General features: G+C 74.9%; 1 protein-coding gene. It reads right to left on the reverse strand.

Annotated elements, in window-relative coordinates:
- Window positions 1-10: 10 nt before the first annotated feature.
- A complete protein-coding gene (locus GA0070612_RS24675) occupies window positions 11-16591 on the reverse strand; it encodes a type I polyketide synthase (RefSeq protein WP_088991737.1) in 16581 nt (5526 codons plus the stop codon).
- Between the last annotated feature and the right edge of the window lie 150 nt (window positions 16592-16741).

Below are 16741 nucleotides of genomic sequence, written 5' to 3' on the forward strand. Positions count from 1 at the left end.
GCTGCGCGGATCAAGATCTGCCGAATTCGTTCTGGATGATCTGGAGCAGTTCGTCGGCGGTCGCGTCGCCGATCTCGTCGCCGGCCACCTCCGCCGGTTCCTCGGTGGCGGCCCAGCGGTGTGCGAGCGCCTGGAGGCGGGCCACCAGGGCGGGCCGGTCGGTGTCGTCGACACCGGTGGCGGCGAGAGCCGCCTCGAGGTCGTCGAGGCGACCCTCCACCGTCGGCGCGGCCGGGCGGTGCTCACGCATGAGGAGGGTGTCCAGGTGCGCGGCGAGGACCGCCGGGGTCGGGTGGTCGAACACCAGGGTGGCCGGGAGGTTCAGCCCGGTGACCGCGGTGAGCCGGTTGCGCATCTCGACCGCTGTCAACGAGTCGAAGCCGAGTTCGCGGAAGGCGCGGTTCGCCTCGAAGCCGCCGCCCGGGCCGAGGACGGTGGCCGTCTCGGTCCGGACCAGGTCGAGCAGCAGGTGCCCGCGTTCGGCGTCGGGCAGGTCGGTGAGCCCGTCGATCGGCCCGGCGGCCCGCACCGGTGCGGCCGGCACGGCGACCGCCGCGCGGGCCTCCTCGACGCCGTCCAGCAGAGGGCTGGGGCGGGCGGCGGTGAAGGCGGGAGCGAAACGGGCCCAGTCGACGTCGGCGACCGCGACGGTGACGTCGCCGTGGTCAAGGGCGCGGGCGAACGCGTCGACCGCCGCGGCCGGGACCAGCGGGGTGAGCCCGCGTCGCCGCAGGTGTTCCTCGGTGCCGGTGTCGGCGACCATGCCGCCCTCGCCCCACGGTCCCCACGCGATGGCGCTGCCGGCCAGGCCTCGCGCGCGCCGCCGTTCGGCGAACGCGTCGAGGTAGGCGTTGCCCGCGGCGTAGGCGGCCTGACCGCCGCTGCCCCAGAGGCCGGAGATGGAGGAGAAGCAGACGAAGGCGTCCAGGTCCCGGTCGCCGAGGAGGTCCTCCAGGTGCCGGGCCCCGCCGATCTTCGCGGCGACGATGCGGGCCAGCAGCTCCGGGGTGGTCTCGTCGAGCGGGGCGGAGTCGCCGATGCCGGCGGTGTGCACCACGGCGCGCAGCGGCAGCGCGTCGGCGTCGGCCCGGCGGAGCAGGTCGGCGACGTCGTCGGAGTCGGTCAGGTCGCAGGCCACCAGCGTGACCCGGGCACCGAGCGCGGTCAGCTCCCGGGTCAGGTCGTCAGCGTTGGGGGCGTCGGCACCTCGGCGACTGGCCAGGACCAGGTGGCCGGCGCCGTCCTGGGCGAGTCGGCGGGCCACGTGCCCGGCGAGCGCGCCGGTGCCACCGGTGATCAGGACGGTGTCGCGGGGTGTCCAGCGGGTCGGGGTGGTGGGCGGGAGCGGTGCCCGGACCAGGCGACGGACGAACGTGCCGGCGTCGCGCAGGGCGACCTGGTCGACGCCGCCGTCGGCGAGCACCCGGCAGAGCGCGGGGCCGTCAACACGGTCCGGCAGGTCGATCAGCCCACCCCAGCGGGCGGAGTGCTCCAGGGCGGCGACGCGGCCGAGGCCCCACACGGCGTTCTGGGTCGGGTCGGTGACCTCGGCGGTGGCGGACACCGCGCCCCGGGTGACGGCCCACAGCGGCGCGTCGAGGTGGGCGTCCCCGGCCGCCTGGATCAGGGCCAGGGTGGCGGCCAGCCCGTTGGGCACCCCGGGGTGGCCGGGCAGTTCCCGGTCGTCCAGGGCGAGCAGCGACAGGACACCGGTGACAGCGGTCGCCGAGTCCAGCTCGGCGGCGATCGCCGCCCGGTCGCGGCCGTCCAGCACGACCGGCAGCGGGTGGGCGCCGGCGGAGGTCAGGGCCTCGATCAGGGTACGGGCGTACGCGTCCGCCGGGCCGGGGAGCGCGACCAGCCAGGTTCCGCCGAGACGGGCGGTGCCGTGCATGGCGACGGGTTCCCACTGTGCCCGGTACCGCTGCCGGTCGGCGGTGTCGCGGGCCTGACGTCCCCGGTGCCAGTCGGCCAGGGCCGGCAGCGCCTGCGCGACCTCCGCCACCCGGTCGTCGCCGAGCATCGTGCCGAGCGTCTCCAGGTCGTTGTGCCGCACGGCGGACCAGAAGGGGTCGTCCGACGAGTCGGCGCCGGTGCTGCCGGGCAGGGCCGGGGCGATCCAGAACCGGCGGCGCTGGAACGGGTAGGTGGGCAGCGGCACGGTCGCCGTGCCGGGCAGGGCGCTCGCCCAGTCGACGGGCACCCCACCGACGTGCAGGCCGGCCACCGCCTCGGCGACCGCGGCGGGTTCGGCCCGGTCACCGCGCAGCGCGGCGACCAGGACGGCGTCCGCCTGCCGCGCCGTGGGCAGGCACTCCCGGGCCAGCGCGGTCAACACCCCACCGGGGCCGACCTCGCAGTACGCGGTGACACCCCGGGCGTCCAGTGCGGTGATCCCGTCGGCGAAGCGCACCGCCTCGCGGACGTGCCGCACCCAGTAGTCGGCGTCCGGCCGGCCGGCCGGTTCGCCGGTCAGGTCGGAGATCAGCGGGATCGTCGGCGGCGCGTACGTGAGGTCGGCGGCGATCCGGCGGAACTCGTCGAGCATCGGGTCCATGTGGGCGGAGTGGAAGGCGTGGCTGACGTTGAGCCGCTTGGCCCGTCGCCCGTCCGCGCGCCACCGCTCGACGATCAGGTCGACGGTGTCCGCGTCGCCGGCGACGACCACCGATTCGGGTCCGTTGACCGCGGCGATCGACACGTCGCCGGTCAGCAGTGGCCGGATCTCCGCCTCGGTGCCCTGCATCGCCACCATCGCGCCGCCTGCGGGGAGCGCCTGCATCAGCCGGCCCCGCGCGGCGACCAGCCGGGCGGCGTCGGGCAGGGACAGCACACCGGCGACGTGCGCGGCGGCGAGTTCGCCGATGGAGTGGCCGAGTAGGTAGTCGGCTGTCACTCCGCGCGTTTCGAGGAGGCGGTACAGGGCCACTTCGAGGGCGAAGAGCGCCGGCTGGGTGAACTCGGTGCGGTCCAGCACCGCCGCGTCAGCGGTGCCCGGCTCGGCGAACATGACGTCGAGCAGCGGGCGGTCGAGGTGCAGGGCGAACGCGGCCCGGATCTCGTCGAGCGCTGCGGTGAAGACCGGTTCGGTGGCGTACAGGTCGCGGCCGGCACCGGGGCGTTGGCTGCCCTGGCCGGTGAAGAGGAAGGCGAGCTTGCCGGTGGCGGTGGCGGTGCCGTTGATGACCGACGGGCCGGGTTCGCCGGCCGCGACGGCGTGCAGGCCGGTACGCAGCGCGTCGGCGTCGGCGGCCAGGACGACGCTCCGGTGTTCCAGGGCGGAGCGGGTGGTGGCCAGGGAACGGGCGAGGGTCACTCCGGTGCCGGCCTCGACGTGCCGGTCCACACCGGCGGCGAGGAGCCGTTCGGCCTGGGCCCGCAGCGCCCGGTCGGACCGTCCGGACAGGACGTAGGGCAGCTGCCGATCCGGCGCTGTCGCCTCGGGCTGCGGCGGCGCGACGGGCTCGGGCTGTTCGAGGATGACGTGGGCGTTGGTGCCGCTCACCCCGAACGCCGAGACCGCCGCGCGTCGCGCCCGACCGGTCTGCGGCCACGGCTGCGCCGAGGTGAGCAGCCGCACCGCGCCGGCCGACCAGTCCACGTGCGGTGTCGGCTCGTCCACGTGCAGGGTCCGTGGCGCGAGGCCGTGCCGCATCGCCTGGACCATCTTGATGATCCCGCCGATGCCGGCGGCGGCCTGGGCGTGCCCGATGTTCGACTTGAGCGAGCCCAGCAGCAGTGGTTGCGCGGCCGGTCGACCCCGCCCGTACGTGGCGAGCAGCGCCTGCGCCTCGATCGGGTCGCCGAGCGTGGTGCCGGTGCCGTGCGCCTCGACCACGTCGACGTCGGCTGTGGACAGGCCCGCGTCGGCGAGCGCCTCGACGATCACCCGCTGCTGCGCGGGCCCGTTCGGGGCGGTCAGACCGTTGGACGCGCCGTCGGAGTTGACCGCGCTGCCCCGGACCACGGCGAGCACTGTGTGCCCGTTGGCCAGGGCGTCCGACATCCGTTCCAGGACCACGAACCCGACGCCCTCGGCCCAACCGGTGCCGTCGGCCCCGGCGGCGAACGCCTTGCACCGGCCGTCCGGGGCGAGCCCGCCCTGCCGGCTGAACTCGACGAAGACCGCCGGGCTCGACATGACGGCCACACCGCCGGCCAGGGCGAGCGTGCACTCCCCCTGCCGCAGCGCGCGGGCCGCCCAGTGCAGGGCGACGAGCGACGACGAGCACGCCGAGTCGATGGTGACGGCCGGACCCTCGAAGCCGAAGGTGTAGGCGACCCGACCGGACATCACGCTCGTCGCGTTGCCGGTGAGCCGGTACCCCTCGACCCCGGGTGGTGGCGGTGCGCCTTCTGCGTACCCGAGGTGGGCGCCGCCGACGAAGACGCCGGTCCGCCGACCGCGCTGGGCCCGTGGCGGAAGGCCCGCGTCTTCGAGGGCCTGCCAGGCGGTCTCCAGCAGGAGCCGCTGCTGCGGGTCCATCGCCAGGGCCTCGCGGCCGTTGATCCCGAACAGGTCGGCGTCGAAGTCCGCCGCGTCGTGCAGGAAGCCGCCGGAGCGGGTGTACGCGGTGCCCTGGTGGTCCGGGTCCGGGTGGTAGAGCGCGTCGAGTGCCCAGCCACGGTCGGCGGGGAACCCGGAGATGACGTCGGCCTCGTCGGCGACGAGCCGCCACAGGTCGTCGGGCCCCTGCACGCCGCCGGGGAAGCGGCAGGCCATGCCGACCACGACGATCGGGTCGTCGTCGGGTGCCGCTGTCGACGCCGGGGCCGGCGCTGCGGTGGCGGGCTGGTCGAGCAGCCGGTCGCGCAGGTAGCGGGCCACCGCGAGCGGGTTCGGGTGGTCGAAGACGAGGGTGGCGGGCGGGGCGAAGCCGACGTCGCGGCGCAGCCGGTCCCGCAGGTCCACACCGGTGAGCGAGTCGACCCCCATCTCACGGAACGCCTGCTCCGCGCCGACCGCGTCCGGCCCGGCGTGACCGAGGACGGCGGCGGTGACGCCACGGACGAGGGTGAGCAGGTGGTGTTCCTGTTCGGCCGGGGCCAGCGCGGCCAGGGTCTCGGCCAGCGGTGTGGCGGTCTGCTCGACGCTCTGGCCGACCAGCGCCCGCACCTGCGGCAGGTCGCCGATCAACGGCCGGGGTCGGGCGGCGCTGAAGACGGGGGCGAAACGGGACCAGTCGACGTCGGCGACCGCCACGTAGGTTTCGTCGCCGTCCAGGGCCTGACGCAGCGCGGCGATCGCGGTCGGCGGGTCGAGGACCGGCAGGCCGCGGCGGAACAGCAGGGTTTCGGTGCCGGCGTCGACCATCCCGCCGTCCCCCCACGGACCCCAGGCGACCGCTGTGGCGGTCAGGCCCCGGCTTCGCCGGTCGTCGGCGAGGGCGTCCAGGTAGGCGTTCGCGGCGGCGTACCCGCTCTGCTCGCCACTGCCCCAGAGCGCGGCGATCGAGCTGAACAGCACGAACGCGTCGAGTGGGGTGTCGGCGAGGAGCCGGTCCAGGTGGGCGGCGCCGGCGACCTTGGCGGCGGCGACCTCGGCGAGCCCGGCGGGGTCGTCGTCGAGCGTTGCGGCGAACCGCAGGGCGCCGGCGGTGTGGAAGACGGCGGTCAGGTCCCCGATGGTGTCGAGCAGGTCGGTAAGGGCGTCGGCGTCGGTGACGTCGCAGGCGGCGATGGTGACGCGGGCCCCGAGCGCGGTCAGCTCGGCGTGCAGCCGGTCCGCGCCGGGGGCGTCGGCACCGGCCCGGCTGGTCAGCACCAGGTGGGGGGCGCCGGCACCGGCGAGCCAGCGGGCCACGTGCGCGCCGAGCGCGCCGGTGCCGCCGGTGATCAGGACGCTGCCGCGCGGTGACCAGGTGGTCGGGGTGGTGGGCGGGGCTGCCGGCACGACACGTCGGACGTGGACCCCGGTGTCCCGGATGGCGACCTGGTCCTCCGTGGTGGTGCTGCGGACCACCGCCCAGAGCCGGGCGAGGGTGTGCGCGTCGGGGTTCTCCGGCAGGTCGGCGAGGCCGGCCCAGGTGTCGGGGAGTTCGAGGGCGGCGACCCGGCCGTACCCCCACACGGTGGCCTGGTGCGGGCTGATCCGGGGTTCGTCGCCGACCCGAACCGCGCCGCTGGTGACGGCCCAGAGCGGGGTGCCCTGCGGAAGGTCGCGGAGCAGCGCGGAGGTGCCGGTCAGGCCACGGGACAGGTGCGGATGGTCCGGGTCGGGGCGCTCGTCCAGGGCGAGCAGGGACAGCACGCCGACGACGTCGTGCGGGTCGATGGTGGGCAGCTCGTCGGCCGGGACCGCGACCACGTCGGGACCACCGGCGTCCACGAGGCCGGCGGTCACCGGGAGGTCGAGGTCGGGGACGACGACCAACCAGCGACCGGGACGGGGGGCGGTGGTGACGTCGCGGACCGGCCAGTCGACGCGGTAGCGCAGGCCGGGCTCGGTGCCCTGGCGACGCCAGGCGCGCAGTGCGGGAAGGACCTCGTCGAGGGGGCGGTCGTCGGCGACGCCGAGCAGGTCGGCCAGGTCGCCGCGGTCGACGGCCTGCCAGAACGGGGTGTCGGGGGTGGCGGTGTCGTCCTCGAGCCAGAAGCGCTGCCGCTGGAAGGCGTAGGTGGGCAGGTCGACCAGCCGCCCGCCGGTCAGACACGGCGTCCAGTCCACCGCGACACCGCGCACGAAGACCTGCGCGAGGGCGGTCAGCAGCGTGGTCGGCTGGTCCCGGTCGGAGCGTTGCACGGGTACGAACACCGCGTCGCTCACGCAGTCCGCACCCATCGCGGAGAGCACCCCGTCGGGACCGATCTCCACGAACGTCGAGACACCCAGACTCTCCAGGGTGGTGATCCCGTCGGTGAACCGCACCGCCTCGCGCACGTGCCGCACCCAGTACGCGGCGTCCTGGGTCTCGGCGATCTGCCCGGTCACGTTCGACACGATCGGGATGCGCGGCGTGCCGTAGGAAAGCGTCGCCGCCACCGACGCGAACTCGGCCAGCATCGGCTCCATCAACACCGAGTGGAACGCGTGACTGACCCGCAACTGCTTGGCCTTGAACGTCGCCGCGACGGCGGCGACCTCGTCCGCCACACCGGACAGCACCACCGAACGCGGGCCGTTCACCGCCGCGACGGACACCCCGTCGGTCAGCAGCGGCAGCACCTCCGCTTCGGTGGCCCGTACCGCGACCATCACACCGCCGGCCGGAAGCGCCTGCATGAGACGACCTCGGGCGGTGACCAACGTCGCCGCAGCCGGCAGGGACAACACCCCGGCCACGTGCGCGGCGGCGATCTCCCCGATCGAATGCCCCACCAGGAAGTCCGGCGTCACCCCGAACGACTCCACCAGGCGGAACAGAGCCACCTCGACCGCGAACAACGCCGACTGCGTGTAGACGGTCTGATCCAGATCGTCGCCCTCGGCGATCACCTCGCGGACCGGCCGGTCCAGATGCCGGTCCACCTCCGAGCAGGCCGCGTCGAACGCCTCCGCGTACACCGGGAACGTGCCGGCCAGTGCCAGGCCCATGCCCGGACGCTGCGAACCCTGACCGGAGAAGACGAAGGCGAGACCTCCCGCCCGTACCTCACCGGTGTGCACGCCGGTGTGGTCGCGGCCCGCGGCCAGATCGCGCAGCGCGCCCACCGCGTCGCTCCCGCTGGTGAGCAGCACCGCCCGGTGCGGGAACGCGGTGCGGGCGGAGGCCAGGGTCCAGCCGGTGTCCAGCAGTGTGGGTGTGCCCGGTTCGGCCAGCCGGTCCGCGAGGTGGAGCGCCTGGGCGCGCAGCGCGTCGGTCGACTGGCCGCTGAGCGCCAGCGGTACGACGGGAGAGGACGCCTGCGGGAGGGCCGGTACGCGGCCGACTCCGGCGGGCGCCTCCAGGATCACGTGGGCGTTGGTGCCGCTGATGCCGAACGACGACACGGCGGCGCGGCGCGGCAGGTCCGCCGGCCACGGCTGGGCCGTGTGCAGCAGTCGCAGCGGGCTGTCCGCCCACTCGATGTGCGGGCTGGGCGTCGCCGCGTGCAGGGTGCGGGGCAGCACCTCGTGCCGCATCGCCTCGACCAGCTTGATGACGCCGGCGACACCGGCGGCGGCCTGGGTGTGCCCGAGGTTCGACTTGACCGAGCCGAGCCACAGCGGCCGGTGCGCCGGGCGGTCCGGCCCGTACGCCGCCTGCAACGCCTGTGCCTCGATGGGGTCGCCCAGCGCGGTGCCGGTGCCGTGCGCCTCGATCACGTCGATATCGCCGGGCGTCAGCGCCGCGTCGGCGAGCGCGGCCCGGATCACCCGCTGCTGGGCGGGGCCGTTCGGTGCGGTCAGACCGTTCGACGCGCCGTCGGAGTTGACGGCGGTGCCACGGACCACGGCGAGGACCGGGTGACCGTTCCGCTGGGCGTCGGAGAGACGCTCGACCAGCAGCATGCCCACGCCCTCGGCGGAGCCGAAACCGTCGGCGTCGGCGGAGAAGGGCTTGCAGCGGCCGTCCGGGGCGAGTCCACGTTGGCGGCTGAACTCGACGAACATGTGCGGGGTGGACATGATGGCGACGCCACCGGCCAGCGCCAGGTCACACTCACCGGCCCGCAGCGCCCGCACGGCCAGGTGCAGCGCGACGAGCGACGACGAGCAGGCGGTGTCGACGGTGACGGCGGGGCCGTCGAGGCCGAAGGCGTACGCGATCCGGCCGGAGGCGACGCTCGCGGTGCTGCCGGTGAGCAGGTAGCCCTCCAGGTCGGCGGGTGCCTGCCGGACGCGGGAGGCGTAGTCCTGGTAGGTGAGGCCGACGTAGACCCCGGCGTGCCGGCCGCGCAGCGTCGCGGGGTCGATGCCGGCCCGTTCGAACGCCTCCCACGAGGTCTCCAGCAGGAGCCGCTGCTGCGGGTCCATCGCCAGGGCTTCGCGGGGGGAGATGCCGAACGGGGCGGGGTCGAAGTCGGCGACGTCGTAGAGGAACCCGCCGTGCCGGGTGGTCGAGGTGCCCGGGTGATCCGGGTCCGGGTGGTAGAGGCCGGCCAGGTCCCACCCACGGTCGGTGGGGAAGCCACCGATCGCGTCACCGCCGTCGTCCAGCAGTCGCCACAGGTCGGCGGGCGAGGTGACGTTCCCGGGGTAGCGGCAGGCCATCGCGACGATCGCGATCGGCTCGTCGGGTACCCGTACCGTGGCGGGGTCGTCAGCGGGTCGGGCGGGCAGCGTGCCGGTGAGCTCGTCGTGCAGGTGCGCCGCGAGGGCGGCCGGGGTGGGGTGGTCGAAGACCAGGGTGGTCGACAGGCGCAGGCCGGTGACAGTGCGCAGGCGGTTGCGCAGCTCGACGCCGGCGAGGGAGTCGAAGCCCAGCTCGCGGAACGGACGGTTCGGGTCGACCGCGTCCGGGCCGGTGTGGCCGAGCACGAGCGCCGCCTGTTCGCGGACCAGGCCGACCACTGCCCGTTCGCGGGCCGCCTCGGGCAGGGCGGCCAGCGCGGTGGCGAGGCTCTCGGCGGGGCCACCTGTCGCGTGGGACGTGACCGCGCCGGCACCGATGGCGCGCTGCACCTCCGGCAGGTCCTCGATCAGCGGCCGGCGGCGGCCGGCGGTGAGCGCGAGGGCCAGCCGGTCCCAGTCGAGGTCGGCGACGGTGATCGTGGTGGCGTCGTCGTCGAGGGCCTGTTGCAGGGCGGCGAGCGCGATCTGCGGGTCCATCGGGGTGATGCCGTGGCGCTGCATGAGGTCGCCGACCGCGGCGTCGGCGGCCATGCCGCCGCCGGCCCACGGACCCCAGGCGATCGACGTCGCGGGCAGGCCGTCGGCGCGGCGCTGCTCGGCCAGGGCGTCGAGGTACGCGTTTCCCGGCGCGTAGTTGCCCTGCCCCGGGATGCCGATGCTCGCCGCGATCGACGAGAACAGCACGAACGCGTCGAGGTCCCGGTCGCGGGTGAGGTCGTCGAGGTTACGGGCGGCGGCCACCTTCGCGGCGAGCACCCGGTCGACCTGCTCGGCGGTGAGGGTGTCGACGGTGCCGTCGTCGAGCAGCCCGGCGGCGTGCACGACGGCGCTGACCGGATGCGCGGCGAGGACCGCCGCGAGGGCGTCCCGGTCACCGGCGTCGCAGGCCACCACCGAGGCGGTGGCGCCCAGGGTGGCCAGGTCGGCGACCAGGTCGGCGGCGCCGGGCGCGTCCGGGCCGCGTCGGCTGAGCAGGATCAGGTGCGGCACGCCACGCTCGGCGTACCAGCGGGCGACGGTGGCGCCGAGGGCACCCGTACCGCCGGTGATCAGCACCGGTCCGTCCGGGCGTGGGCCGCCGGCCAGCCGGGCCGGGCGGGGTGCGTGGCCGAGGCGGCGCAGGTAGCGGCCGTCGACCCGGATGGCCACCTGGTCCTCGCCGTCCTCGCCGGCCACCGTGGCGAGCAGCCGCTCGGCGGCCCGCTCGTCGAGGTCGGTGGGCAGGTCGACCAGGCCGCCCCACCGTTCGGCGTGTTCCAGGGCGACGATCCGGCCGAGACCCCAGATCAGGGCCTGCTCGGGGTCGTCCACCCGGTCCGCCGGGCCGGTGTCGACGGCGCCACTGGTGACCAGCCAGAGCGGGGCGTCCACGCCGGCGTCACCGAGTGCCTGGGTGAGGGTCAGGGTGCGGCGCAGCCCCTCGCCGAGGGGCCCGTCCGCGAAGGCGAGCAGAGACAGGACGCCGTCGGCGTCGCCGGTGAGCCGCTCGGCGAGAGCGGCCCGGTCGGCGTCGGCGGCGACGACCACCACGTCCAGGGTGAGCCCGGCGTCGCCGAGGGCCTGGAGGACGGCTGTGGTGCCCGGGTCGTACCCGGCCACGGCGACGATCCAGTGCCCGGCGGCGGTGACCGTGGCGTCCGGCTGCGGCTTCCACTCGACCACGTAGCGCCAACCGGCGGCCCCGGCGCGGATCCGCTGCTCACGCCGCCAGGCGGCCAGCACCGGCACGATCTCGTCCAGTGCGCCCGGGGCCAGGGCCAGGTCGGTGGCGAGCGCGGCGGCGTCGCCACGTTCCACGGCCGCCCAGAACGGGTCGTTGGCCGGGTCGTCGGCGCTGCCGGGCACGACCGGGTGGTGCCAGAAGTGCTCCCGTTCGAACGGGTAGGTGGGCAGTGCCACCAGCGCGCCGTCCGGGGTCAGGTCCGTCCAGTCGACGGTGAGCCCGCGCGCGTACGCCTCGGCCAGCGCGACCCGGAACCGGTCCGGGCCGCCGTCGTGGCGTCGCAACGTGCGGAGCACGGCGGCGTCCACTCCGGCCTCGTCGGCCGAGTCCTGCACGGCGGCGACGAGCACCGGGTGTGGGCTGGCCTCGACGAAGGCGCGGTACCCGTCGGACAGCAGCACGTCCACCGTCTCGGCGAAGCGGACCGGCCGGCGCAGGTTGGTGTACCAGTAGTCGGCGTCCAGCTCGGTGGTGTCCAGCCGGGAGCCGTAGACGGTCGAGTAGAACGGGATGTCGGCGGCGCACGGCGCGACCCCGCTGAGCGCGTGCAGCAGCTCGTCGCGGATCGCCTCCACGTGTGCCGAGTGCGAGGCGTAGTCGACCTTGATGCGCTTCGCCTCGATGCCCAGCGCGGCGAGCGCCGCTTCGAGGTCGTCCAGGTCGGCGGGTTCCCCGGCGACGACCACGGCGGTCGGGCCGTTGACGGCGGCCACGCTGATCCGGCCGTCCCACCGGGCCAGGACCGGCTCCACGACGGCGGCGGACGCCTGGACCGCGAGCATCCCGCCCTGCCCGGCCAGTGCGACGATCGCCTGGCTGCGGCGGGCCGCGATCCGGGCGGCGTCGTCCAGGGTGAGCGCGCCGGCGATGTGCGCGGCGGCGACCTCGCCCTGGCTGTGCCCGATCACCGCGGCCGGTCGGACACCGGCGGCCTGCCAGAGCCGGGCCAGGGAGACCATCACCGCCCACAGCGCGGGCTGGACCACGTCGACCCGCTCCAGCGACGGCGCGTCGTCGTCGCCGCGCAGCGCGGCGAGAAGATCCCAGCCGGTGTACGGGAACAGCGCCGCACCGCAGGCGGTCAGGTGCTCGTGGAACACCGGCTCGGCGTCGGCCAGCTCGACGGCCATGCCCAACCACTGGGAACCCTGTCCCGGGAAGACGAACGCGACCCGGCCGGGCTCGGCCGGGTGGGCGGTGACGACGTTCGCCGCCGACCGGTCCTCGGCCAGGGCGGCCAGTCCGTCGCGCAGGTCGTCCGGTGTGGTGGCGAGGACGACCGCCCGGTGTTCGAACCGGGTCCGGGTGGTGTTGAGTGTGTACGCGAGGTCGGCGAGGTGGGTGTCGTCTCCCCCGATGCGGTCGCGCAGACGCGCTGCCTGGCGTCGCAGGGCGTGCGGCGTACGGGCGGACACCAGCACCGGCACGGTCGGCGGCACTGTCGGGCGCTCCGGGACGTCCACGTCGGGCGCCTCTTCGAGGACCAGGTGGGCGTTCGTTCCGCTGATGCCAAAGGAGGAGACGGCGGCCCGGCGGGGGTGGTCGTTCCGCCGCCAGTCGCGGGGTTCGGTGAGCAGTCGGACGGTGCCGGCGGACCAGTCGACGTGCGGTGACGGCTCGTCGGCGTGCAGGGTGCGGGGCAGCACCTCGGCGCGCATCGCGAGGATCATCTTGATCACGCCACCGACGCCGGCGGCGGCCTGGGTGTGGCCGATGTTGGACTTCAGCGAGCCCAGCCACAGCGGGTCGTCCTCGGGTCGGTCGACGCCGTAGGTGGCGATCAGCGCCTGCGCCTCGATCGGGTCGCCCAGTGTGGTGCCGGTGCCGTGTGCCTCGACCACGTCGACGTCGGCCGGGGTGAGTCCGGCGTCGGCGAGGGCGGCCCGGATGACGCGTTGCTGGGCCGGGCCGTTCGGCGCGGCCAGCCCGTTGGAGGCGCCGTCGGAGTTGATCGCGCTGCCCCGGATCACGGCGAGGACCTGGTGGCCGTTCGCCTGCGCGTTGCTGAGCCGTTCCAGGACGAGGACGCCGACGCCCTCGCCCCACCCGGTGCCGTCGGCGGCAGCGCCGAACGCCTTGCACCGGCCGTCGCCGGCCAGGCCGCGCTGGCGGCTGAACTCGACGAACATGCCGGGGCCGGCCATCACCGTGGCACCGCCGGCCAGAGCCAGTTCACACTCCCCCCGGCGCAGCGACTGGGCGGCCAGGTGCAGCGCGACCAGCGACGACGAGCAGGCGGTGTCGACCGTCAGCGCCGGCCCTTCCAGCCCGAGCACGTACGAGATGCGACCGGAGGCGACGCTCATCGTGCTGCCCGTCAGCACGTAGCCGTCGAGGCCGTCGGCGGGTTCGGCGAGGCGTGCGCCGTACTCGTGGGAGGTGGCGCCCACGAAGACCCCGGTGCGGCTGCCGCGCAGCGCGCCCGGCACGATGCCGGCCCGCTCCACCGCCTCCCAGGAGGCCTGCAACAGCAGTCGCTGCTGCGGGTCCATCGCCAACGCCTCGCGCGGGGAGATGCCGAAGAAGCCCGGGTCGAACTCGGCGGCGTCGTGCAGAAAACCGCCGGAGCGGGTGTAGCTGGTGCCCGGGTGGCCGGGGTTCGGGTGGTAGAGAGCGGTCAGGTCCCAACCCCGGTCGGTGGGGAAGCCGGTGATGGCGTCACCGCCGCTGGACACCAGGTGCCACAGCTCGTCGGGGTCGGTGATGCCGCCGGGATAGCGGCAGGCCATCGCGACTACGGCGATCGGCTCATCGGCGTCGGGCCGCCCCGGCTGCGCGGACTCCTCGACGGTCGAGGGGTCGACGCCGCCCGAGGCGGTGTGCAGCCACCGGGCGAGCGTGACCGGGTCGGGGCTGTCGTAGAGCAGGGTGGCCGGCAACACGAGGTCGAGGGCGGAGCTGAGGCGGTCGCGGAGTTCGACGGCGGTCAGCGAGTCGAAGCCGAGCTGCTTGAAGGAGTGGGTGGTGTCGACGGTGAACGGGTCCGGGTGGCCGAGGACCGAGGCGGCGTGCGTGCGTACCAGGTCGAGAAGGTCGTCCTCGGAGCGCGCGGCGCTGCGCGCGGCCGGCGTCGAAGGCTCGTCGGCGGTCTCGGACACCCAGTAGGACTCGCGCTGGAACGGGTACGTGGGCAGCGGCACGCGCACCCCGCCGGCCAGCGACGGCGTCCAGTCGACGGCGACTCCCCGGCCGTGCAGCTCAGCCAGGGCGGCGACGACCGTCTCCGCCTGCGGGCGGTCCGGGCGCTGGGCCCTGACGAACGCGCCCGTCGGCGCGCAGTGGGCGCCCATCGCGCAGAGCACCCCGTCCGGGCCGATCTCGACGAACGTGGTGACGCCTTCGCTCTCCAGGGTCGCGAGCCCGTCGGCGAACCGCACCGCCTCCCGCACGTGCCGCACCCAGTAGGCGGCGTCCTGGGTCTCCGCGATCCGGCCCGTCACGTTCGAGACGATCGGGATGGTCGGCGGCGCGTACGTCAGCGTCTGGGCGACCTCGGCGAAGGCCACGAGCATCGGTTCCATCAGCGCCGAGTGGAAGGCGTGGCTGACCCGCAGCCGCCGGGTCTTCTCGAACCTCGCCGCGACCCCGGTCACCGCGTCGGCGGTGCCGGACAGCACCACCGAGCCGGGGCCGTTGACCGCCGCGATGTCCACGCCGTCGGTGAGGTGCGGTGTCACGTCGGCCTCGGCGGCCTGCACCGCGATCATCACGCCACCGGCCGGGAGGTCCTGCATCAGTCGGCCCCGGGCCGTGACCAGCGTCGCCGCGTCGGCCAGGGACAGCACCCCGGCGACGTGGGCCGCGGCGATCTCGCCGATGGAGTGCCCGACCAGGTAGTCCGGTGTAACGCCGAACGACTCGACGAGCCGGAACAGCGCCACCTCGAAGGCGAACAGCGCGGCCTGCGTGTAGACGGTCCGGTCCAGCTCCGACCCGTCCGCGACGACCTCACGCAGCGGACGGTCCAGGTGCGCGTCGAGGTCGGCGCAGGCGGCGTCGAAGGCTGCCGCGAACACCGGGTAGGTGTCGGCGAGGTCGAGGCCCATCCCGACCCGCTGCGAGCCCTGGCCGGCGAAGAGGAACGCGAGCTTGCCGTCGCCGACCCGCTGCACCGGCGAGCCGTCGGCGGCGAGGGCGGCCAAGCGCTCGGTCAGGGTGGTCAGGTCCGCTCCGACGACCGCCGCCCGGTGGTCGAAACCGCTGCGGTGCCGGGCGAGGGAGTACGCCACGTCCACCGGCCGCGCATCCGCGGCGAGCGCGTCCCGCAACTGTCCGGCCTGCGCGCGTACGGCGGCCGGGGTACGCCCGGACAGCAGCCACGCCACGGGTTCGTTGGTCGCCGGCTCGTCGGTCACGGGTGGCCGGGTCGGCGCCGACGACAGCACGACGTGGCAGTTCGTCCCGCCCATGCCGAACGAGCTGACCCCGGCGACCAGCTGCCGCTGCGACTCCGGCCACGCCCCGTGCTCCGTACGGACCCGCAGGCGCAACTCGTCGAACGGGATGCGCGGGTTCGGCGTGGCGAAGTTCAGGCTCGGTGGCAGTTCTCGGTGGTGCAGGGCCAGGACGGTCTTCAGGAGCCCGACCACGCCCGCCGCGCCCTCCAGGTGCCCGACGTTCGTCTTCACCGACCCGACGAGCAGCGGATGACGCCGGCCGGACGCCACCCCGAGAACCGCGCCGAGCGCGTCGGCCTCCACCGGGTCACCGACCCGGGTGCCGGTGCCGTGCAGCTCCACGTACTGGACCGTCGCCGGGTCGACCCCGGCCTGCCGGTACGCCTCGCGCAGCACGTCGGTCTGACCGTCGCTGGTGGGTGTGGTGAGGCTGTCGCCACCGCCGTCGTTGTTGACCGCGCCGCCCCGGACCACGCCGTAGATCTGGTCGCCGTCGGCGAGCGCGTCGGCGAGGAGTTTGAGGGTGAGGACGACGCCGCCCTCGCCGCGCGCGTAGCCGTTGGCCCGGGCGTCGAACGTGTAGCAGCGGCCGTCCGGCGACAGACCACCGAACGCGGCGGCGGTGAGGGTGCTCTCCGGGGCCAGGTTGAGGCTGACCCCGCCGGCCAGGGCGACCTGGCAGCGGCGCTCACGCAGGCTCTCCGCGGCCAGGTGGACGGCGACCAGCGAGGACGCCTGTGCCGCGTCGACGGTGAGGCTGGGACCGCGCAGCCCGAGCACGTACGACAGCCGGTTGGCGATGATGCCCCGGTTGGTGCCGGTGAGTGTCCACGGGGTGATGCCGTCGACCCCGAGCCGGCGGATCACTGTGGCGTAGTCGTCGCCGATCGCGCCGACGAAGACACCGGCTCGGGTGCCGGCGAGAGCGTCCGGGACGATGCCGGCGTCCTCCAGGGCTTCCCAGCCGAGCTCCAGCATGAGCCGTTGCTGGGGGTCCATGGTGGCCGCCTCGCGGGGGGCGATGCCGAAGAAGCCGGGGTCGAAGCCGTCGACCCGGTTTAGGAAACCCCCGCGTGGACGGTCCTCGGCGCTCCCCCAGCGCCCGGCCGGTGCCTCGGTGACGGCGTCACGGCCGTCCGCGAGTAGGCGCCAGAACGCGGCGGGATCGTCGGCGCCGGGAAGTCGGCACGCGACACCGACAATGGCGACGCCGTCGGATTCCGCATTTCCATCGGTGAATGCTGATTCGCTCTTCATGACGATCCGCGGCCCCCACTCGTCCACACGGCCCGATGGCGCGTTCGATTCGGACGGTAATGAGGGCCGGCAGAGGCCGGACACCCCTACGGGATCGAGCGCACCCCGGGCCGGGGCCGACATGGAGGGCGGCCCCTATCCCCCTGGATC

The organism is Micromonospora chokoriensis, from assembly GCF_900091505.1.
Taxonomy (GTDB): Bacteria; Actinomycetota; Actinomycetes; order Mycobacteriales; family Micromonosporaceae; genus Micromonospora; species Micromonospora chokoriensis.